The sequence below is a fragment of the Rhodococcus sp. USK10 genome (assembly GCF_019378875.1).
GTDB classification, from domain to species: Bacteria; Actinomycetota; Actinomycetes; order Mycobacteriales; family Mycobacteriaceae; genus Rhodococcus_F; species Rhodococcus_F pseudokoreensis.
The window spans coordinates 389,843-410,341 of record NZ_CP076048.1; the positions used below are offsets into that span (position 1 = coordinate 389,843).

A 20,499-nucleotide genomic window follows, 5' to 3' on the forward strand; every position below is an offset into this window, starting at 1 on the left:
TCACCCGTGGGGATCACCGGGGTGAAACGGAATCTAATCCTCGTGCTCGACAACGACGGCAACAGTGAAGGGCCCACGGCGTGATCCCCAACGCCCGGCTAGATGACGGCCTCGAAGAACCATAGGGGGACGGCGTCGACGGGCGACCACCACACCATTTTCAGCCCGGAACGGGCGTCCCACCAGGGACAATTTGGCTAGATGATTGATTCCTTGAAGCGTGTCGCGGAGGAGGAGTAGGCGGAGGGTTTCCAAGATCAAAGCGTGACCAAAGAACTGGAAACCCTCCTGACCGAACTGTATGTGCTCATCGACGATCATGTCGTCGAACCTCGCTCCGGTCGGGGTCTGCGGCCCGTGCTCAGCGATGCCGAACTGCTCACCCTGGCCGTGGCACAGATGCTGCTCGGGTTCGATTGTGAACGCCGGTGGATCCGGCACGCCCACCACAGCGTCGAGTTGCGTGCCCTGTTTCCCTACATTGCCGGACAGTCGGACTACAACAAACGTGTCAGGGCGGCACGAGGGTTGCTGTGCAAGGCAATTCAGACGCTGGCGCGGATCTCACCATCCTGGTTCGACGACCTGTGGATCACCGACGCCACCCCTGTGCCCTGCGGGATGTCTCGTGAAACGGTGAAGCGATCGGACCTGGCCGGACACGCCGGGTACGGCTATTGCGCTTCCCATTCGCGCTTCTACTGGGGGCTGAAGCTGTATCTGGTCTGTGCGGGCGACGGGATGCCGATCACGTGGTGCCTGGCGAATCCGAAGCTCGGTGAGCGTGAGGTGGTGACCGCGCTGCTCGAACGCGATCATCACCTGATTCGGTCGGGGCAGATCTTGCTCGCCGACAAAGGCTTTTCCGGCGCACAGTTCGCCGCCACCACCGCCGCGATGGGCCTGCAGCTGCTACGCCCGGACCGTAAGGACGAAACGTACAAGAACGGCAATCTCGGCGGGGTGCGGCAGTGGATCGAATCGGTCAACCACACGTTGAAAGGGCAGCTTGGCCTGGAGGAACACGGTGGCCGTACCACGCACGGGGTGTTCGCCCGCGTCGCCCAGCGTGTGCTGGCGATGGCCGCCGGCATCTGGCACAACTGGAACATCGGCGCCACTGCCAAGCGATCATTGATCGCCTACGACCACTGATCCGTTCAAGGAATCAATCATCTAGGGCCGCCCTCCCGTCAGCGAGCGAGACGGGGTCTCGGACGGATCGCCGGAACTGCCCACTCGCGCTCGCCGCTGCGGGAAGTGACGCGACGGCACCGAAATCACCCCCGCTTGCGATCACCCAGCTTGCGGATCAATCCTATTCCGACGTACGCGTGCCGCACACCGGATCCAAAGTAAACGGCAATCGCGGTCGCTTTTCTTCTCCACATGGATCTCCCGGCTGCAGGCCCGGCACCCCGAGGTGGAGGTGGTTCACCGATTGGGCGGGGAGGACCCGACGTGCTCTCCGAACCGTTGCGCGACCTCCCGGGGCCGTGGAACGAGGTCCCCGAATCCGCTGCCGGCGTCGTCCGACCGGGAGACGACGACTCGCCCGTTGCAGCCGATTCCACCCACCTGAGTCGAACCTCGCGATTGCCCGCCTACGCTCGCGGATCCAGGTCCGATCAACTGGGTTTCTGCGCTCCGGGAGTCTGCGCGCCACGGTGATCCGCGCGGTCCGCTGTCTCGGCGACCGATCCGATTCCCGGCCCAGACCCCGACTCCATGACACGCCACGCCACGCCACCGTCCGTCGGAGGCGCCCGGCGATGCACTCGCACCGGCGCCTCGACTGCAGGTCGCCCCCGCCGAGGAGAAGCGGCGAACCCCGTCCGGAGGCTGTCGGCGCGAGATATCGTGTGAGCCCGACACCAGGACCGCCTGTGCGGTGGTTGGCCCGGGTGTCGATCAGCGCCATGCGGAAGGTGTGGTCATGGCCGAAGATGCGACATCGTCACCGCTGGCGCCCCGCGCCCAGGCGCTGACACTGCGCATCCTGGCCCGCGACCGCGTGCGCGTCGACCACAGCGCGTCGGTCGCCGCCCACGCGCTGGCGCTCGCACCCACGGTCCCCGCCGCCGACCGGGACACGTTGGTGGCCGCCGCGTGGCTGCACGACATCGGCTACGCCACCGAACTGGGCGAGACCGGGTTTCACCCGCTCGACGGCGCCCGCTACCTGCAAGCCCAGGGGTGGCCGGCCCGAGTGTGCGACCTGGTCGCTCATCACTCCGGCGCCCGGTTCGTCGCCGCCGTCATCGGCCTGGGCGAGCAACTGAGCCAGTTCGGCTTCGTCGAGGACGCAGTCTCGGACGCGCTCACCGTCGCCGATCAGACGACCGGACCACACGGCGAGGCGCTGAGCCTGGACCAGCGGCTGCGCGAGAAGCACGACCGGCACGGCCCCGACTCCGCCGACGCCCGCGCGCAACCGCAACGCGACCCCTACCTGCGGGCCGCCGCCGACCGAGTCGAGCAACGCCTGCGGCTGCACTGAACCCGCCGCCTGGTAGCGGAGACCGGCACCGGCCCAACCCCGCCCGTCGCCCCGCGGACTCGAGCCGCGATCCATGCCCACCCCACTACACCTCACCAGTAACGCTGTCCCGCACCATCTTTTCCCGATCGGCCATCGACGTCCCGTTGTCCCCTCGAACCCCACACCCGGCAAGACACTGCCTCCACCCCTCTCCGGCGTCGCTCCCGCACACTTCCCTCCGGGCCTGCCCACAGAGGAGCGAGGTCCGCGCGGTCAATGATCCGGTGACCCGAACCGACACACCCCAGAAGGCCACCGGCCCCATGCCGCCGCATTGCACACCGCAACCACCGAAATCCCAAGTACTCCGCGGCCTCACCAATTCACACAGGCAGACAATGCCAGAACCCATTAACTAGTTTTAGACATATCGGCAACAGTTGAAAGCCTGCGCAGATGGGCGGCGAACCTCGATTCGACCTCGGGGGTGAGGGCGAGCCCGGTTCCGGGAACCGCGGTGTAATCGGCCAATGCGGTCGGGTCGGGCCATCGGCCCGCGATCCGTCCCGGGAGGAGCGCTCGGCTCCTCGTGCCCGACCCCGCCGGCGGACTCCACGGTCGCGATGCCGTCGTGACCCACATCCGGACCCGGGGTTATCCGCCGTCTCCGGTACGCCTGACACCACGTCCGGGTCGACTACAGTCCATTTTCGGCGGCCCGAATTTTGGCAGATCGTCCTGTCATGTCACCGATCGACCGAAGAGGGCTCGCCGCCCAAGGTGCCGAGGTGACACCTGATGTCCAGCCCCCACAGCAGGAGAGCGAAGATGAGTGAGTCCCCAAGTGAGTCCAAGGTCATCGACAACGTAACGAGGCCGCTGTACGCCACGGTCGGTGCCGGTGATGCGGCCGTCCAGGCCGTTGCCGATGCCGTCGCCGAGGTGCGCCAGCGCGCCGAGCACACCGGCACCGAGGTGTCCGGGTGGTTCGAAGACGCCCGGGAGCGTGTCGGGTCACTGCCCACCGATGTGCAGGAGCGTATCGAGGCCTTCCGGCAGCGCCTCGCCGGGTTGCCCTCGGAACTGCCCGGATGGGCGCAGGTGCGGGAGGCGTTCACCGTCGAGGAGCTGCGCAAGAATTACGACGAGTACCGCAAGGGTGCCGTCGACCTGTACGCCGACCTCGCCGAGCGAGGCGCGGGGACCGTCCAACGGCTGCGCACCCGCCCGGACGTTGACGAGCGCACCGAACCGGCCGACGACGCCGCCGCCGACCAGATCGACGAGGCCAACGCTGCCCCCGCCGAGAATGAGACGACCCGCTGACACACCCCGACCCGATCCCGGACCGTACGGTCTGGTGGTACCGAGCCGCCCTCGCGCCGCACCTGCGCGAGGGCGGCTCCCGCACCAACGACCCGCGTGAAGTAGCACGCGGCCCGGGCAATCGACGAACGCATTACCGGCGATCTCGACGTGCCGACGCGCATCGGACCGCTGAACCGGTCGGCCCGGCTCCCCGGTTCGGTCTCCGCCCGGCTGGGGATACGCAGGAATCCAGTCATGGATTCGATTGGGGTGGCAGGTTCCCCGAATAATGAACACCGAGTGGGACCGAAGGCCTCGCTGGAAGGATATTCACTATTCGGGAGGAACCCCAGTTGCCTTGGCGCCCCTCTTCGCGGACCGCGTCGGTTTGGCAGTTGCCTTGGCGGCCTAGGCCTTCCTCGCGGGTGTCTTCGCGGCAGCGGCCTTCTTCGCGGGTGTCTTCGCCGCTGCAGCCTTCTTCGCGGGTGTCTTCGCCGCTGCAGCCTTCTTCACGGGTGTCTTCGCGGCACCAGCGGCCTTCTTCACCGGCGGCACCTCGGACGGCACCGATTTGGCAGTTGCCTTGGCGGCCACGGCCTTCTTCGCGGGTGTCTTCGCGGCAGCGGCCTTCTTCGCGGGTGTCTTCGCGGCAGCGGCCTTCTTCGCGGGTGTCTTCGCGGCAGCGGCCTTCCTCACGGGCGCCTTCGCGGCAGCGGCCTTCCTCACGGGCGCCTTCGCGGCAGCGGCCTCCTTCGCGGGTGTCTTGGCGGCAGCAGCCTTCTTCACGGGTGTCTTCGCGGCACCAGCGGCCTTCTTCACCGGCAGCACCTCGGACAGCGCCGACTTGGCGGCAGCAGCCACCTTCACGGGCGACACCTCGGACGTCGTCAGCTCCGACTCGGGCTTGGTAGTGATCTGAGGTTCCCCCTCGAGTCCGGCCTTAGCTCCCTCCGATGCTTTCATCTGTTGCCGCAGCTTGCTGTTCGTCCAGGACCAGGCGCCCTCTCCTGCGTCCCGAAGAACCCCGACTGCATTTCTGGCGGCGCGTGCGGCGCCGCTGATAACGTTCATGGCCAACTCCGCTAGCCTTCCGCAGTCATGGCCGCCGACGCACAGGCGGCCTTCTCGGACGTATCCATCACCGGACAGACTAACCGTGAATGTGAGTCAACGAGCGACCGGCGGATTGTGCGGTACACATCGGTAAGTAGTGCGGCTGACACAAACGCCGCCTTGCCTCAGTCGCCTGCACCCGTCGACGTTTCGTTCTCGCAAGTGAGGGTCCTATGCTGCGGTCCGGTCGAACCGCACCGAAATGTACTGAGCACGTGCCGTTTTTACCAATACGACCGCATCGGAGACGTGGCGATGACCCCTGCGTCGATCGCACGGGCATCTCGCGTGCCCCGTGGACACGCGCGCCGTCTGTTGTGCCGCCCTTTGGGATAACGGGCACTTCGCGCGAACCGAACCAACCCGCGAGGTTTGACACATGCAGCCGACTAAACTTGAGATCACCTGGTCGTGAGGTGATGCCATGGGTGTGCAGGGGCGGGCACCAAGCTTCGGGGGCGATGGGTGATGGCCGCATTCGATCCGCTGGTCACGCAGCGTGACCTGACGTCCCGGATCGCGGTGGAGTTGGCCGGTGCCGGGTTCGAGGGCGCCCACGAAATCGGGCGCGGTGGCTTCGGCATCGTCTACCGCTGCCTACAGCGTGCCCTCGACCGGACGGTCGCGGTCAAGGTGCTCACCGCCGATCTGGATCCGGACAACCTCGAACGGTTCCTGCGCGAACAGCGCGCCATGGGCGCGTTGTCCGGCCATCCGAACATCGTCAACATTCTGCAGGTCGGTACCACGCCATCCGGGCGGCCCTACATCGTGATGCCGTACCACTCCCGCGATTCGCTGGAGGCATGGATCCGCCGGTCCGGCCCGCTCGAGTGGAGCGAGGCGCTCGGGATCGGCGTCAAGGTGGCCGGGGCACTGGAGGCAGCACACCGGATCGGCACCCTGCACCGCGATGTCAAACCGGCGAACATCCTGATCACCGACTACGGCGAGCCGCAGTTGACCGACTTCGGCATCGCCCGCGTCGCCGGTGGTTTCGAGACCACCTCGGGCGCGGTGACCGGGTCGCCGGCGTTCACCGCCCCGGAGGTGCTCGAGGGGCGGTCGGCGACCGTCGCATCGGACGTCTACGGATTGGGTGCGACGCTGTTCTGTGCCATTACCGGGCATGCGGCATTCGAACGCCGCAGCGGTGAGCAGGTGGTGGCTCAGTTCCTGCGGATCACCACTCAACCAGTTCCGGGCTTGCGGGGCGCGGGCATCCCCGCCGACGTGTGCGCAGTCATCGAAGCGGCCATGGCCCGCAATCCCGCCGATCGGCCCACCGCCCCCGCCGAGTTCGGGGAGAACCTGCGAATGCTCCAGCAGCGGCACGGCCTGATCGTCGACGATCTACCGCTGCCCCCCGACCCGATGGTCGCCCCCGACGACGAGTCCTCGGGCCGGTACGGCGCCCAGCGGCGGTCCGGGGCCCGCATTCTCACCCCGCCGGCCCCGGAGACCCGGTTCCGTCCGCCGACACCGCCCCGGACGCTGGTGCACCGCGGGCGGTTGCTCGATCTGCTGCGGGCCGGGCAGCGGCGACTACTGACCGTCGTCCATGCACCGACCGGCTTCGGCAAGACCACGCTCGCCGCCCAGTGGCGCGAGGTACTGGCCGGGGAGGGGCTGGTCGTCGCCTGGCTGACCGTCGATCGCGATGACAACAATGTGGTGTGGTTCCTCGGGCACCTGCTCGAGGCGATCCGGCGGGTGCGTCCCGCCCTGGCCGAGGATCTCGATCAGGCGCTCGAATATCACGGCGAAGGGGCCGACCGGTACGTGCTGACCGCGCTGATCAACGAGATCCACGACGCCGGCGAACCCGTTGTGCTCGTCATCGATGATTGGCACCGCGTCGACGCTGCCGCGACCATCGCGGCGATGGAGTTCCTCCTCGACAACGCCTGTCACCACCTGCTGGTCGTCGTGACCACCCAGAGTCGCTCCGGCCTCCCCGTGAGCCGGATGCGGGTGCGCGACGATCTGGTCGAGATCGACTCCACCGACCTCCGGTTCGACGCCGTCGAAGCTCACGCCTTGCTCGTCGACCTGGGCGGCTTGACGCTCGAGCAGGACGACGTGGACGAGCTGACCGCGACAACCGAGGGGTGGGCCGCGGGCCTGCAGTTGGCGTCATTGTCGCTCCGCGGCAGCGACGACCCCGCGCAGCTCATCGAGTCACTGTCCGGACGGCACCGCGCCATCGGCGACTACCTCACCGAGAACGTGCTCGACACTCTGGAGGCGGACATGCTCGACTTCCTGCTCGCGACCTCGGTGGCCGAACGAGTCCACGGTGACCTGGCCGCCGCTCTGTCCCACGTCGACCACGGACAAATCATGCTCGAGCGGGCCGAGGAGCGGGATCTGTTCCTGCGCGCGATCGACGACAACCGGGAGTGGTTCCGCTATCACCCGCTGTTCGCGCAGTGTCTGCAGCAACGCCTCGAACGCGAGCACCCCGAGCGGATCGCCGACCTGCGCCGCACCGCGTCCCGGTGGTTCGCCGATCGCAAGCTGGTCAGCGAGGCCGTCGACCATGCCCTGGCCGCCGGTGACCCGGACCGGGCCGTGGAGTTGGTCGAACGTGATGGAATCTATCTGCTCGAGCGGTCGCAGATGTCCACCCTCCTCGGACTCGTCGCGAAACTCCCGCCACGAATCGTTTTGTCCCGCCCCCGATTGCAGCTCGCGGTGGCGTGGGCGAACATCCTGCTCCATCGCACCGAGCCCACCCAGCGGGCACTCGATCTAGTCGAATCCACACTCGACGACGGCTCGCCCACCCCCGCCGAGATCGCCGAGCTGCGAGCCGAGGCCAACGTGGTGCAGGCCGTGGTGGCGGCTCGCGCCGACCGGGTCGAGGGCGTCGACGAGCTGCTCGCAGCAGCCCTGTCGCGGCCGGACACGTTGCGGCCGTTTGTCGTATCCATAGCCGCGGACGTGGCCGCCTTCGCCGCGATCTACCGGTTCGACTTCGCCGAGGCACTCCGGCGACAGCAGTGGGCCGCCCCCTATCACGCAGAGAACATCGGTCCGTACGGCGTGATGCACGGACACTGTTTCGTCGGCATCGTCGCCAACGAACGCCTCGATGTCCGCGAGGCCCAGGACAGTTTCCGGAAAGCCCTGCGGGTTTCCCGGCGATCGGGCGGGAGCCATTCGTTCGCCGCGCGGCTCGCGGGATCGCTGCTCGGCGAACTGCTCTACGAGCAGGGCAAGCTCGAGGAGGCGGAACGACTCCTCGACGAGGGCTGCAAGCTCGGCGCCGGCGGTGGCCTGGTCGATTTCAAGCTCGCCCGGTACGCCGCCGGAGCCCGGATCAAGATGCTCCGCGGGGACCGATCCACTGCCGCGCAGCGGCTCGACGAGGGCGCCCGGACCGCCGCGACGTTGGGCCTGCCACGCCTGCGAGCCCGGATCGAAAACGAAAGGGTCAGGCTGGGCCTGCCCCCGACTGCCGGCCTCGAACCGCCGTCCCGCGCCGAGTACGCCACGCGCCGGCGGCCCGTCGAAGGCATCGACGCGATCACCGCGCAGCTCGAGGAAGACACCGCCATCAGGCTGCTGATCGCGGACGACTCCCCCGAAACCACCCGGCTCGCCTGCACCTGGGCACAGGAATGGGTGAACATGCTCGAGGGTTCGGGGCGGCGCAGGGCCTTGCTGCAGGCCAAGCGCCTGCTCGTCGTCTGTCTGGCAGCGGCAGGGCGCACCGACGAGGCGAAGAAGCTGCTCGCCTCGATCGCGGCGCAGTGCGCAGAGCTCGGCATGACCCACTACTGCTCGACAGCCCGCTCTACGTCCGCGAACTCGTCGTGGACCTGCGAGACGACCAGCTCGCCGGCCGGTGCCCGCCCGACTGGGCCCCCGTCCCGACGTCCTTCCTCACCGACGTGCTGACCGCAGACACCGCCACCGTCGACGTGGCGTGACGCGCGCTGCGTACGTGAAACCCGACCTTGTCCGCCGTGCCGCGCACACGCTGTCCGAGCCGTCGAGCGATACGGGCATGCCGTGGTCTGTGATCCCGCGCGTCCGATCAGGAGGTAGTGGGTGGCCGGCTCGAGGGCGAAGTGGTTGCGGGGGCCACGTACCGCCAGAAGGTCCTCCACCCGGACACTGTCGTGGATTTCCTTCGACCCACCGCGTCCCTCGTCCTCTTTGAGGGCGGCGATCCGGTAGGCGGTTTTGTCGGTGGGGTCACCGCACAGGCTGTACTGCCGGACAGTCCCGGAGGTCTTCACGATGTCGATGTGTGCTCCGGGCTCCCATTCGCCGAGGGCGGCGCCGTCCGGTCGTTCCGGGGTCAGCGACAACACGCCCTTGGATTCGAGTCGTTGTTGCCGGACCAGCAGGTTGTTGGTCTCTTGTGTCATTTTCAGATACTTGGGGTCGAGAGAACAGGCGCGTACGCACCCGCGGTGCGATATCCCCCTTGAGGACATCGACGAAGGCGGTGGCGAGCGAGACCTGGGTGATGGACACCAGCATGTCGAGTTCCATCCTCAGTACTGCCATCGCTTCGGCGCCTTGCGGGCTGTCCCAGTCCTGCTGATCGACCAGGACACCGGCCAGCAGGTTGCCCGACTGGCGGGCTGCTTCGGCCATCGTGATGGCGAAACCGACGGGGACTTGGGGCAGCGCCGAGCCGATGAGAATGACCATGTCCGATTCGGTGACCAACTCGTCGATACGGCGCATGGTGGTGGTGTCGGCGTTGATGTCGCGCACGGTTGCCTCGTTCGGTGAGTGCTCGGTGACCACCTGCACCTCGGTCAGCCCGGCCGCAGCCATCTGGTCGACGAGTCTGTGACCCGATTCCCCAAGGGCACCAGTATAATTCGTGCCGCGTAGGACAGTCGGCGTGGTGTCATCTCGCTCATGACAACGTTCCTCGTTTCTGATCGGTCGAGCGGCGCAGCTGCGGGCGGATGACGACGTGCGGGCTCACCGGCCCCTGTCCGGTGACCATCCGTCCCAGCATGTCGTCGACCTGATCCAGGTCGATGTCGACGGAGGGCACGATCTCCAGGCCTGATCGCCCGTCGGCGAGAAGTTCGATGCTGCGTGCGACCGCATCGGGAGAGCGGCCGCGGACACCGACGATGGTGTTGGCGCCGCGTACCAGGGATTTGAGATCGAGTTCGCAGACCGGGGTCGAGCCCAGTCCGCCGATGACCAGCCGGCCCCGCCTGTGCAGCACGCGGGCGGCGGCGGCAACGGCCTCTCCCCCAAGTCCGACTGTGTCGAGTAGTGTGTCGGCTTCCTCGCCGCCGGTTGCTCGCAAGATCAGCTCGGGGAGGCTGTGGTTGTTGTTGATCACCGGTACCGCACCGAGTGATTCGGCGATCTCGAGTCGGCCGACCGACTCCGGCACCCCGATCACGACCTTGCAGGCGGTGCCGACGGCTCGGGCCGCGGCGACCGCGGCGATGCCGTGGTAGCCGGGGCCGATGACGACGACGGTGGAGCCTTCCTCGGCGCCGCCGGCGTCGACCGTCCAGTCGAGCGCGTTGGCGAAGGGCAGCGTCCACGCCGCGAGATCCGCGTCGAGATCCGCCGGTAGTCGGTAGACGAGACTGTTCACGCTGAGCTGCATGTATTCGGCGTTGCCGCCGTGCAGGCCGGCCCCGTCGTCCGCCGAGACCAGACCCACTCGCCGTTTCCCCGCGAACAGATCGGTGTGGGCACATGCGGTAGTCCCCGATGCGGCACGCCGGGCAGGCCTCCCGCAGGCATGGCAGGTATTCCTCCAACGCGACCCGGTCGCCGGGCCGCACGTCCCACGCGGTCGACTGGGTCTCTTCCACCGAGATGACGGTCCCGACGACGTGATGACCGAGCACGGTGGGCGAGTCGAGTCCGTCCCGGTAGAAACTGACATCGGTTCCACACACCGCGGAGGATTCGACTTCGAGACCGGTGCGTTCGTGCCCGGGGTTGCGGGGAAGCTCAGCGGTTTCGCGACGGGAAACGCGACCGTCTTCTGTTTCGGTGGCACGGCGCCGTTCTTCATCACCGGCAGCGTGGCGGTGAAACAACCCTGGTCAGTCGCCCGGGGACATGGTCTCGGGCTGGTTCGTCCACCGGCCGGGGTCGGTCTACCCGGAGGATCCTGGCGTGCTCAGGTCGGCGGTGAGGTCGTCAGTGTCGGCGAAGACCAGGCGCCCGTCGTCGAGGGCGATAGCCCACCGGTGCACCGGCGCCCAGGCGTGCCCGCGCTCCTCGGTGTTGGTCAGCTCGGCGTAATCCTCGATGATCCGACCGGTCTGTGCCGACTCGGACGGCCGGCGCACCAGCACCCGCGCGCCCGCGCCGAATGGACCGGGTTCGGGTCTCGGACTGCGATCCTTCTTCTCGGGCATCGGTCTGCGCCTTCCGCTCGGCTACACATCTGGATCATAAGCACTGATGACGCGCCGCTGCGGTGCTGCTACACGGCTTCCCGGACACCGCGCCGATCTGGCGCCACCTCGGCACTGGCCGCCGAGGGCTGGCGGGCGGTCGCGCCGTTCGCCCGGGGGCTACGCCCTCATCCTCGTCACCGGCGAACAGCACCTGTGACGAGTCGATGCGTGGCGTTGCGGTGGGCCGCTGAGCGGGCGTAAATTAGAATTCGCGGATCGAGAGAGTAATCGGTAACGGTGAAAGACTCGAGAAGCAGAGATCCGGCCGAGAATGTGACAACATTCCCGGCCGAACCCCTGTCTGGGGCATGACCCGTGACTTCCCGGTGTCAGCCCCCGGGGACGTTCACCACCCCTTCCGTCGAGCGAGCCTCCGCCGTCGGTGCGACGCCTGCGGGCTCGTGCTGGGAGGGGGAGGGTTTATCGCATCGGGATCGGGTACGCCCGCTCCATGGTCACCGAACAGCAACCCCACCGGCATGCCCTGCGGTCGAGCGAGTTCCCCGACCCCCGTGCGACGGATGCTCGGGAGCAGGAGCTACAGCACACCCTGGTGCGGGTGGTGAAGCTCCTCTCGGCCAAGGGGATCCGGTTCGCCGTGGCCGGCGACTGCGCCGCACACCTGCTCGGCGGGCCACCCGCCGGGCAGGACGTGACCATCGTCCTCACACGAGACGATGCGCGGCGCGCAGCCGAGGCCTTGGCCACCGCCGGAATGCGGGCCGCCGGGCGACGCGAGGACCGGCTGAACACGGTCTATGACGGCGACACCCCGGTCGAGCTGGTGTTCGGGCGCCCGAACTCCGTCGCGGTCACCGGGCGTCTGCTGGACCGGGCCTCATCGGTGCAGATCGGGAGCGCCGCGGCCCCGGTGATCGCTGCCACCGATCTGATGATCGACAAACTTCACGAACTCGGCACGCATCGGTGCGACTTCGTGCCGATGGTGCAGCTCGCCCGGGCCCTGGGCGAACGGGTCGACTGGCCGGCCGTCGCCGCAACCACCGCCGACTCCCCCTATGCACGCGCCTTCCTCGGGCTCGTCACGGATCTGTCGATCGCGGCGGCGACACCCGCCGCCGCGGGTGGAGGCCCGCGGTCGTGTCCGACGACCCGACCATCGGGCCCCGGGCCGGAACCCACCGTCCGATGAGCAGCTCGGGCCACGGGGAGGGGGTGCAATGGTGTTCGAGTCGCAGGGCCCCGACCTGTGGCGGTCGGTGTTCAAGCGGGCCACGGACCTGGTGATGGTGTCGGACTTCGTCTCCGGCCGCATCCTGTCTCTCAACCCGGCGGGAATCCGGTTGGTGGGCCTGCGCGACGACGCGGACGCCCACGCCCGGACCACCGCCGAATTCCTCACCGACGCCGGGCTGGCCCAGACCCCCGCGGTGGAGGCGGCCCTGACCCGCGACGGGCACTGGGAAGGGACCAGCGAGCTGCGGCACTTCGGCACCGGGGCGCCGATCCCGGTGTCCGTCTCCACCTTCACCGTGCGCACCGGGGAGGCCGGCCCGGCGGTGATCGCCATCATCGCCCGCGACCGCCGAGGTCGCCGCACCCAGGATCGCCGATTCCGGAAAGCACTCGATGAGGCCGCGCACCGGGCCCACGAACAACACGCCCTGGCCGAGCTCGGTCAGCTCGCCGTCGACGCCGACCTCGACACCCTGCTGCCCGCCGCCGCCGGTGCGGCCGCCACCCTGATCGGGGTGCAGTGCGCCTCGATCGCCCGGCTCACCGACACCGGCGACGCGCTCGACATCGTCGCCTACCGCGGACAACCCCCGACCCCGCGCAGCTTCGCCGCCGGGCCGGCAACCCAACCGGGATACGCCCTCGCCACCGGTGACGTGGTGGTCTGCCCGAACCGGGAGCACGAAACCCGGTTCGCCACCACCACGATGGCCGGGCGCGGGCTGCGCAGCGGCATCAGCGTGCCGATCAGCGACGACGCCCCGTGGGGGGTGCTCACCGTGCACAGCGCCCGCCCCCGCGACTACACCGACCGCGATGTCGCGTTCCTGCGGGCGGTCGCCGCCGTGCTGTCCGCCGCGATCGGCCGGATCGACACCGAAACCCGGGTCCGGCAGCAGAGCAACCGCGACCCACTCACCGGGCTGCCGAACCGCACCGCCGCGTACCGGCAGATCACCGCCGCCCTTCACACCGCACACCGCGATCGCACCCCTCTCGCTCTGCTGCTGGTCGATGTCGACGACTTCAAGGTCGTCAACGACAGCCTCGGCCACGCCCACGGCGACGCAGCGCTGATCCGGCTGGCGGAGCGACTGGTCGGGGCGGTCCGCCCCACCGACACCGTCGCCCGCCTCGGCGGCGACGAATTCGTCATCGTCTGCGAGGACGTCGGCACCGCGGACACCGCGGTCGACCTCGCTACCCGGATCACCACCGCGCTACGCACCCCGGACCACTCCACCGGAACCCCGGTGCCGCTGCGCGCCAGCATCGGCATCGCCGTCTCCGACCCCACCTGCACCACCGAAGAACTGATCCGGCGGGCCGACCTGGCGATGTACCGGGCCAAGAGCGCCGGCGCCGGCGGTCACGCGCTCTACCACCCGGGCGAAAGCGGCAGCTACGACGCCGACCGGGTGCTGCGAATGTCCACCGACCTGCGCACCGCACTCGACCGCAACCAGCTGACCCTGCTCTACCAGCCGATCGTCGACCTACGATGCGGCGCCGTCGTCGCCGTCGAGGCCCTGGTCCGGTGGGCGCACCCCACCCTCGGGATTATCAGTCGCACCGAGTTCGTCGCCGTCGCCGAACGGACCGGCCTGATCGGTCCCGTCGGCTCCTGGGGGCTGCGCACCGCCTGCCGGCAGGCCGCCGCCTGGCCGGCGCACGACGGGACCGAGGTCCGCGTCCACGTCAATGTCAGCACCGTGCAACTGCGCGACCCCCTCTTCGCCGACCAGGTCGCCGACATCCTTGCCGACACCGGGCTGCCCGCGCACCGCCTGGGCCTCGAGATCAGCGAGACCGCATCGGCATCGGTGACCGCCCGAACCGTCGACACCCTGACCGCGCTGCACGAACTGGGAGTCGTGCTGCTGCTCGATCACCTCGGCACCGGACACGGCCCACTCGGATATCTCATCCGCTACCCGATCTTCGACTCCCTCAAGATCGACAGGTCCTACATCACCGCCCTCCCCGGGCCACGCCCCGAGGCCGTCGTCACCGCCTTCGTCACCATCGCCCGCGCCTACGGCGCCACCGTTATCGGCAACGGAGTGCAAACCCAGACCCAACTCGACACCCTCCACGCCTGCGGCTGCGACCTCGCCCAAGGCTCCTACCTCGCCGAACCCGCCCCCGCCGACGCCATCCCCGCACTGCAGGCAGACCAGCGGGCCGGCACCGACGGACCGAACTCGGTACCCCCGCCAGCCCACTGAGCCGATACCGCACGGCCCGGCTCCGCCCAGGACCACGCGGAAATGGCGGTACGCGCTGACAGCGCTGCAACGACAATGGGGGTTTGCAACGACAATGGGGGTTACAGCCTCTCCGTCGGCCGCGGTTCACGAGGTCGATCGCCGTTCTCCGCAGGGTTATGCGCAGTTCGCTCACGGCACGTCTCGGCCGGGCTACGATCCGTCGGTGACACTCGGCTCCCTCCCGAGGGCTCTCCTACGCGTGAACAACGACATCGCGCACTTCCCTTTCAACTGGTCGAGGATGTCGGGATGTCCCGGCTCGATGAGCGGGCACCGCTGCGCCTGGCGTACGAGATCGTCCTCGTCACCATGGATCGCGCTGCTGGCCGAATGCTCGATGACCAGGCAGCTGCCACCCGCTCCCATGCCCTACGCCAGCGAACCACCACCGTCCGGATCACGATCGCTCTCGGGCACCACCGGGCACAACCACGACGAGACGCCGAGGGAGCGGCCAGGATGGCACGCATGTAGGAGTGGGAGCGGCATCGACAGAGACTGCGCGATGATCCACCTACGCACCCGCCCAGGCCTCCAAAATGAACAGCAGGGAGTTCAGCAGTGGATCGCGTCACTCGCGGCGACGCCTCGGGAGGGAGTGCGTCATGGTGTTCGAGAGATTCTCCGATCGAGCCCGCCGGGTGGTCGTCCTCGCCGCCGGAGCCGCCCGCACCCACACCGCTGCCCGCCCCGCCGGCCAGAACCTCGAAACCTCCGGTCCACGAACGAATCACCAACGCCCTCGACACCCCGAATAGAAGGTTCAGCCGGGGGTGAAGAACAGCTCCATCGACATGGAAATCCACGCCACCATTGCCGCCATCGGCACGAACGCACCCACCAACGGCAGAGCGAACGTCCCCGCGGTGTCAGCCGCGAGTCGAACGACCATAATAGGCCCCGGACTCTCGGAGTTGGCCTGAAGTGCAAAGTGATCCGGACCTGACTGACCCAGAGGCGACACCGTTGGATTTGTCTGGGTACCGTGGTCGAGGCTGATTCGGCGTCGATCATGACCATTGATGAGTACCGCTGACGAGCTACTAGCGTCCGTGAGGACGTCGACGCGCTGCGTCGCCGTCTCAAGGATCTGGCCGAGTCGGTGACAACGCCTGGCCCGTTGCGGCGTGCTGACTCTCTACTCGCTGGTGCATCGGTTGAACTCCAGATCGCCGAGCACCGCGCTGTGGACGGAAAGCTGCTGGCGGATCAATACGAGCAGGCATCACTGCCACTGGCCTGACCCGCACGGATGGCTGCTTCGTCTGACGGCCTCAATGAAGATTCCTCATGACCTGGCGATTCGTCAGGTCGTCTTGACGAACCCGATCCGCACAAACCGGCCAAGATACGACGGAAACCGGCAACCAGTGATCTTGAATTGAACTTGCCGCAGGTGAGGTGCTGGGGCGGATCGGCGTCGGCTGCCCGACCAGGACAGCGATGCGCAAACGCAGCCGGAGGCCCGATCTCGTGTCACCGTTCGCAGTGGACTTCTTCGCGTACCCGCTCAGATCGGTCAACGGCGCACCCGATAGCGCAGGTGAAGCACCCGGTTGCCCTGAATCACCACGTCAGGATCCTCCAACAGGTGCTGCGCGTGGACCGACCCGAAGTAGCGCTTGCCGGACCCGAACACGACGGGTACGACGTCCATGCGCACCTCGTCGACCAGGCCCGCGGCAAGCACCTGGCCACCGACGTCGCCAGCGGCGACCTCGACCATGCGGTCACCCGCAAGCTCCTGCGCCTTGGCCACGGCTGCCTCGACGCCGTCGACGAAGTGAAACGGCGCCTCGGGGTTCCAACCCTCGGGCTCCGGCCGGTGCGTCACGACGACCACGTGGTCGATCCCGCCCGGAGGCTTCCCGTCCCAGCCGTCCGTCATGTCGAAGACGTGGCGGCCGACGAGTGTTGCCCCGATCTGGTCCCAGTACGGCCGGGTGTAGTCGTAGGACGTCTGCGACACCGTGATCTCGCCGCTCTCGTCCAACGGGACGTCACCGCTGGACAACCAGTCGAACAGCGGTCCGGGCTGGTCATTCTCGTCCGCGACGAAGCCGTCCACCGACACCGAGCTGTACATGACCACCTTGCCCACGGGGCTCTCCTCTGCTTTGGGGTGCACCCAAATTAGCGTGTCGTGAGCTGTCGCTCTTATAAGAAATCAATCGGCCGGCAGCGGCCAGCTGCCCAGCACGTGACCTGGATGTTCGCGCAGGAACCGCCGCCGGACTTCGACGTACCGGGTCGGCGTGAGCCCGGTGAACGCCCGGAACTCGTGGCCGAAGTGGGCCTGGTCGAAGTCGCTGCGCCACTGGCGAGGTCGCCCCGGTCGATCGGTCCGGCGGGGTTGATCGCGAACACGGTGGCGGCGACACCGGCATCGTCCACCGTATGCGCGACGGCCGGGTCCGCTGACCCTTGCGCACCGATCAACACCTTCGAGGAGTAGAGATGAACCGTCCAATCCATGCAGAACTCACCGGCACCGTATGGAAAGTCCTGGTCAAGGTGGGACAGGCGATCGATGTCGACGACACACTCCTGATCATGGAATCGATGAAGAGGGAGATCCCGATCCTCGCCGACACTGAAGGAACCGTATCGAAAATCCCCGTCAACGAAGGCGATCCCGTCGAAGAGGGAGACCTCCTCCTCGAACTCGCATGATGTCACTGAGTCGCGGTTGGCAGATCCCTGACAACACGATCACGTCTGCTCCCCGGGGACCGATAGCCGATCAGCACCCAGAGCATGATGCGGCCGGGCGGCGGTCCATACAGATGCCGCCCGGTCGCGATGCCGACAGCGATGACACCTTCGGAAGGAAGTGGATCCAGGCAATCGGATTTCACGCGCCAAGCAGGATTTGACGGGTTGTCTCGAGATGTTCGTTGATCTCCTCGTGCACCCGGTGTCTTTCCCTCGGCCGGCCCCTAGGAGTCATGCTGTACTCGGCGGCGATGCACTGCCGATTCTGTCGCTGCTCTGGACGGCCGCCGGGCAATCCCGACTGGGACCGACCAGCAGGTTTGTGGGGCAGGAGGCCGGATGTTCCACCGTGGTGACCGTGTCGCTACCGAAGCCCCTACTCTCGATGAGGGCCTGGTCGTCGAGCCCGAGGCCCGCCGCCGTCGGTGGATGGACTTTCTCGTCTCCACGCCGGGACGGCTGTCCGTGCTGGGGATCCTGCTCGTCGCGGCGGTCCTCACCGCTGCTGTGATCACCTCGGCCGCGGTTGCAGCCCGGCAGCAGCGCGTCGAGACCCTCCGCACGCACACCGAACCGCTGATGAATGCCGCCCAGAACGTCTACAGCGCGTTGTCGATCGCCGACGCCGACGCCACCACGTCCTTCCTCTCCAATGGCACCGAAACGACCGCCGTCCGGCAGCAGTACACCCAGGCGGTCGGCGAGGCATCGAGCGCGTTGGTCACCGCAGCCAACGGCGTCTCGTCGCAGGACGCCGAATCGCTGGCACTGCTGTCGGACATCGTGCGCAACCTCGCCGAGTATTCCAACCTGGTGGCGACTGCGCAGGCCAACGACCGGGCCGGCAACCCGGTCGCGGTGGCGTACCTGTCCGATGCTTCCACGCTCATGCAGGACACCATCCTCCCGATGGCCGAACGCCTCTACGTCCACCAATCCCAGACGGTCGCCGATACCCAGACCCACATTGCGCAACTGCCCACGACCGCCCTCACCGTGACCGTCGCCGTGCTCGTCGCCCTCATCCTCGCCCAGCTGTACCTGCGGCGGAAGAACAAACGTCGGGTCAACCCGGCCTCGCCGCCGCCACCGCACTGATGGCCGTTCTGCTGATCTGGTTGGTCGCGGCAAGTGTGGTGTCGTCGATGGCGAGCGACCGCGCGAGAGTCGAAGGGACCCAACCTCTCGATGCCGTCGTCCACGCTCGCATTCTGGCCCAGCAGGCCCGCGCCGACGAAACCCTCGCCATAGTGCAACGCGGATCGGACACCCGGTACGAGATCGACTATGCCCGGCGTACGGAGGCGCTCTCGGAGGAACTCGCCCGGCAGCTGGCCGACTCACACGGACGTGCCGCCGCGGAACCGATCGACGGCGCCGTGACCGCACTCGACGGGTGGCGTGCCGCGCATCAGGATATCGACAGTGCCCTCGATCGCGGTGACTACCCGGCCGCCGCGGCGATCGCCGTCGGATCCGATCCTGCCGCATCGACGGCACGGTTCGCCGCCCTCGACCAGTCCCTGCGCAGCGCAATCGACCGGCTCCGCGACGACGAGGTCGACGCCGTGACCGACACGTATCGGTCGATGTCGAAGCTGGCCATCGGTAGCATCGTAATCGGAGTTCTCGGCGGATTTGCCGTCGGCGGGGGTATCTGGCCGAGACTGAACGAGTACCACTGATGACCCGGATGACGCTACCGACACAGAGCGGGGGACCGCGGACGCGGCCCGGGATCCTCGTCGGCGTCGCGATCATCGCCACCGCCGGCGCCGTCCTCACCGCGTGCGCCGCACCGGATCCGCTCACCCCGACCGCCACTGGTCTGTACACCCGACCGATGTCGGGTGGCGCACAGATCATCGCGCCCCTGGGCACCGCGCCTCCGGAACCACCATCACCCGAATCGTGCGGTGCCCTGGCCAGCCTGCGTCCCGGCCCACCGCCGGCACCCGGACAGATGCCACCCGGCGGCTCGCTCGCCGAGATCGCCGCTCGCGGCCGGTTGATTGTCGGTATCGATCAGAACACCAATCTGCTCAGCTTCCGGGACCCGGACACCGGCACCTTGCAGGGCTTCGACGTCGACATTGCCCGCGAGATCACCCGCGACATCTTCGGCGATCCGGCGAAACTCGAATTCCGACTGCTCACCTCCGCCGGCCGATTCACCGCACTCGAGAACAATGACGTGGACGTCGTCGTCCATTCCACCTCCATCACCTGTGATCGCGCACAACGGGTCGGCTTCTCCACCGAGTACCTGCGCACCTACCAGCGCCTGCTGGTCCCCAAGGGCTCCGACATCACCGGACCCGCGGACCTCGCCGGGAAACGGGTCTGCAGCTTCATCGCCACCACCTCGTTGGCCACCGTCCAGCGGGTCGCGCCGCAGGCCACGATCGTCGCAGTCCCCGACTGGGACGACTGCCTGGTCACCCTGCAGAAGGCACAGGCCGACGCCGCCAGCACCTCCGACTCACTTCTCGCCGGATTCACCGCCCAGGACCCGGAACTGCAGATCGTCGGACCACCGCTCGAGACCGAACACGCCGGAATAGGGGTCAACAAGGACCGGAGCGACCTGGTGCGGTTCGTCAACGGCACACTCGACCGCATCCGCGCCGACGGCACCTGGATGCGCATCTACGACCGGTGGCTGGCCACCCCGCTCGGACCGGTCTCGGGCCCACCCCCAGCGATCTACCGCGACTGAGCAGACACGGAGTTGCAGTCCGCGTCCAAGCCTTCCACGCAGTGAAGTTCGGAACTGTCCAAGAGCGTCGAGTCCGGCCGCGACAGCCATGCTCCGGTTCGACTGGCGGACTTCGCACTAGCAAAACAGTTTCGCCGGTCAGCTGGTGTCGGCGATCTGGTCCCAGTCCTCGACGGACTCGGGGGTGCGAGGTGCGAGTCCGGTGTAGATGACGGCGGGGGAGGACGAGCTTGCCGAGGCGTTTCTGCGACGTCCGCGCCTCCGTCATGGCCCTGTCCTATG

Annotated in this window: 15 protein-coding genes and 4 pseudogenes; 12 read left to right on the forward strand and 7 right to left on the reverse strand. The window is 67.7% G+C overall.

Translation table 11 applies throughout. The features are described 5' to 3' along the window. The first annotated feature begins 264 nt into the window (after positions 1-264). The 4 genes and pseudogenes from I1A62_RS08685 (at position 265) to I1A62_RS08695 (ending at position 3,808) form a co-directional block, all read left to right on the forward strand. The gene (locus I1A62_RS08685) at positions 265-1,155 is read left to right on the forward strand and encodes an IS982 family transposase (protein ID WP_219458513.1); all 891 of its coding nucleotides are present in this window, start codon (positions 265-267) and stop codon (positions 1,153-1,155) included. A 190-nt stretch (positions 1,156-1,345) separates the two neighbouring features. Next, positions 1,346-1,582 (forward strand): annotated as a pseudogene (locus I1A62_RS46240) (class II glutamine amidotransferase); the annotation flags it as partial. A gap of 354 nt (positions 1,583-1,936) precedes the next feature. Continuing rightward, positions 1,937-2,500, forward strand: a complete 564-nt coding sequence (locus I1A62_RS08690) for an HD domain-containing protein (RefSeq protein WP_124395300.1) — start codon at positions 1,937-1,939, stop codon at positions 2,498-2,500. A gap of 810 nt (positions 2,501-3,310) precedes the next feature. Further along, positions 3,311-3,808, forward strand: coding sequence for a hypothetical protein (locus tag I1A62_RS08695; RefSeq protein WP_219458514.1), 498 nt, complete (start codon positions 3,311-3,313; stop codon positions 3,806-3,808). Between the two features lie 390 nt (positions 3,809-4,198). Here the strand turns inward: I1A62_RS08695 and I1A62_RS08700 are convergent, their stop codons facing one another. Then, positions 4,199-4,861, reverse strand: coding sequence for a nucleoid-structuring protein H-NS (locus tag I1A62_RS08700; RefSeq protein WP_219458515.1), 663 nt, complete (start codon positions 4,859-4,861; stop codon positions 4,199-4,201). 510 nt (positions 4,862-5,371) lie between these two features. Between I1A62_RS08700 and I1A62_RS08705 the strand changes: the two are divergent. Continuing rightward, a pseudogene (locus I1A62_RS08705) lies at positions 5,372-8,841 on the forward strand (protein kinase). Between the two features lie 268 nt (positions 8,842-9,109). Here I1A62_RS08705 and I1A62_RS08710 read toward each other — a convergent pair. The 4 genes and pseudogenes from I1A62_RS08710 to I1A62_RS08720 form a co-directional block, all read right to left on the reverse strand. After that, positions 9,110-9,703, reverse strand: coding sequence for a hypothetical protein (locus I1A62_RS08710; protein WP_257890738.1), 594 nt, complete (start codon positions 9,701-9,703; stop codon positions 9,110-9,112). Between the two features lie 85 nt (positions 9,704-9,788). Continuing rightward, positions 9,789-10,565, reverse strand: a complete 777-nt coding sequence (locus I1A62_RS08715; RefSeq protein WP_257890739.1) for a zinc-binding dehydrogenase — start codon at positions 10,563-10,565, stop codon at positions 9,789-9,791. Positions 10,566-10,620: 55 nt separating this feature from the next. Next, positions 10,621-10,806, reverse strand: a pseudogene (locus I1A62_RS46245) (alcohol dehydrogenase catalytic domain-containing protein); the annotation flags it as partial. Positions 10,807-11,010: 204 nt separating this feature from the next. Further along, positions 11,011-11,274, reverse strand: coding sequence for a hypothetical protein (locus I1A62_RS08720; protein WP_219458517.1), 264 nt, complete (start codon positions 11,272-11,274; stop codon positions 11,011-11,013). Positions 11,275-11,767: 493 nt separating this feature from the next. On the opposite strand from I1A62_RS08720, the gene I1A62_RS08725 reads away from it, so the two are divergent. The 4 genes from I1A62_RS08725 (at position 11,768) to I1A62_RS46250 (ending at position 15,541) form a co-directional block, all read left to right on the forward strand. Beyond that, on the forward strand, positions 11,768-12,469 hold the full coding sequence (locus I1A62_RS08725) for a nucleotidyltransferase family protein (protein ID WP_124395307.1): 702 nt from the start codon (positions 11,768-11,770) through the stop codon (positions 12,467-12,469). A gap of 28 nt (positions 12,470-12,497) precedes the next feature. After that, positions 12,498-14,741 (forward strand): bifunctional diguanylate cyclase/phosphodiesterase, encoded by a 2,244-nt coding sequence (locus I1A62_RS08730; RefSeq protein WP_219458518.1) that lies wholly within the window; start codon positions 12,498-12,500, stop codon positions 14,739-14,741. Between the two features lie 291 nt (positions 14,742-15,032). After that, positions 15,033-15,257 (forward strand): hypothetical protein, encoded by a 225-nt coding sequence (locus I1A62_RS08735; protein ID WP_257890740.1) that lies wholly within the window; start codon positions 15,033-15,035, stop codon positions 15,255-15,257. 131 nt (positions 15,258-15,388) lie between these two features. Next, positions 15,389-15,541 carry a hypothetical protein gene (locus I1A62_RS46250; RefSeq protein ID WP_257890741.1) on the forward strand — a complete coding sequence of 51 codons (153 nt, stop codon included), beginning with the start codon at positions 15,389-15,391 and terminating at the stop codon, positions 15,539-15,541. A gap of 5 nt (positions 15,542-15,546) precedes the next feature. On the opposite strand, the gene I1A62_RS46255 is transcribed toward I1A62_RS46250, so the two are convergent. After that, a complete protein-coding gene (locus I1A62_RS46255) occupies positions 15,547-15,675 on the reverse strand; it encodes a hypothetical protein (RefSeq protein WP_257890742.1) in 129 nt (42 codons plus the stop codon). A gap of 627 nt (positions 15,676-16,302) precedes the next feature. Further along, the gene (locus I1A62_RS08745) at positions 16,303-16,884 is read right to left on the reverse strand and encodes a dihydrofolate reductase family protein (RefSeq protein ID WP_219458519.1); all 582 of its coding nucleotides are present in this window, start codon (positions 16,882-16,884) and stop codon (positions 16,303-16,305) included. 356 nt (positions 16,885-17,240) lie between these two features. Between I1A62_RS08745 and I1A62_RS08750 the strand changes: the two genes are divergently transcribed. From I1A62_RS08750 to I1A62_RS08760, 3 genes and pseudogenes are all read left to right on the forward strand, one after another. Further along, the gene (locus I1A62_RS08750; protein ID WP_124395312.1) at positions 17,241-17,456 is read left to right on the forward strand and encodes a biotin/lipoyl-binding carrier protein; all 216 of its coding nucleotides are present in this window, start codon (positions 17,241-17,243) and stop codon (positions 17,454-17,456) included. Positions 17,457-17,837: 381 nt separating this feature from the next. Beyond that, positions 17,838-19,183: pseudogene (locus I1A62_RS46845) on the forward strand (hypothetical protein). Next, positions 19,183-20,217: a glutamate ABC transporter substrate-binding protein gene (locus tag I1A62_RS08760; RefSeq protein WP_219458520.1), complete on the forward strand. Its 1,035-nt coding sequence runs from the start codon at positions 19,183-19,185 to the stop codon at positions 20,215-20,217. The pseudogene I1A62_RS46845 and the gene I1A62_RS08760 overlap by 1 nt, the downstream one beginning before the upstream one ends. The last annotated feature ends 282 nt before the right edge of the window (positions 20,218-20,499 follow it).

What these genes read in the sequence shown, in the direction of transcription:
- I1A62_RS46250 (WP_257890741.1), top strand. Translation starts at nt 15,389, where the DNA reads ATGGTGTTCGAGAGATTCTCCGATCGAGCCCGCCGGGTGGTCGTCCTC.
- I1A62_RS08735 (WP_257890740.1), top strand. Translation starts at nt 15,033, where the DNA reads ATGTCCCGGCTCGATGAGCGGGCACCGCTGCGCCTGGCGTACGAGATC.
- I1A62_RS08730 (WP_219458518.1), top strand. Translation starts at nt 12,498, where the DNA reads ATGGTGTTCGAGTCGCAGGGCCCCGACCTGTGGCGGTCGGTGTTCAAG.
- I1A62_RS08690 (WP_124395300.1), top strand. Translation starts at nt 1,937, where the DNA reads ATGGCCGAAGATGCGACATCGTCACCGCTGGCGCCCCGCGCCCAGGCG.
- I1A62_RS08725 (WP_124395307.1), top strand. Translation starts at nt 11,768, where the DNA reads ATGGTCACCGAACAGCAACCCCACCGGCATGCCCTGCGGTCGAGCGAG.
- I1A62_RS08695 (WP_219458514.1), top strand. Translation starts at nt 3,311, where the DNA reads ATGAGTGAGTCCCCAAGTGAGTCCAAGGTCATCGACAACGTAACGAGG.
- I1A62_RS46255 (WP_257890742.1), bottom strand. Translation starts at nt 15,675, where the DNA reads ATGGTCGTTCGACTCGCGGCTGACACCGCGGGGACGTTCGCTCTGCCG.
- I1A62_RS08750 (WP_124395312.1), top strand. Translation starts at nt 17,241, where the DNA reads ATGAACCGTCCAATCCATGCAGAACTCACCGGCACCGTATGGAAAGTC.
- I1A62_RS08700 (WP_219458515.1), bottom strand. Translation starts at nt 4,861, where the DNA reads ATGAACGTTATCAGCGGCGCCGCACGCGCCGCCAGAAATGCAGTCGGG.
- I1A62_RS08720 (WP_219458517.1), bottom strand. Translation starts at nt 11,274, where the DNA reads ATGCCCGAGAAGAAGGATCGCAGTCCGAGACCCGAACCCGGTCCATTC.
- I1A62_RS08710 (WP_257890738.1), bottom strand. Translation starts at nt 9,703, where the DNA reads ATGGCTGCGGCCGGGCTGACCGAGGTGCAGGTGGTCACCGAGCACTCA.
- I1A62_RS08760 (WP_219458520.1), top strand. Translation starts at nt 19,183, where the DNA reads ATGACCCGGATGACGCTACCGACACAGAGCGGGGGACCGCGGACGCGG.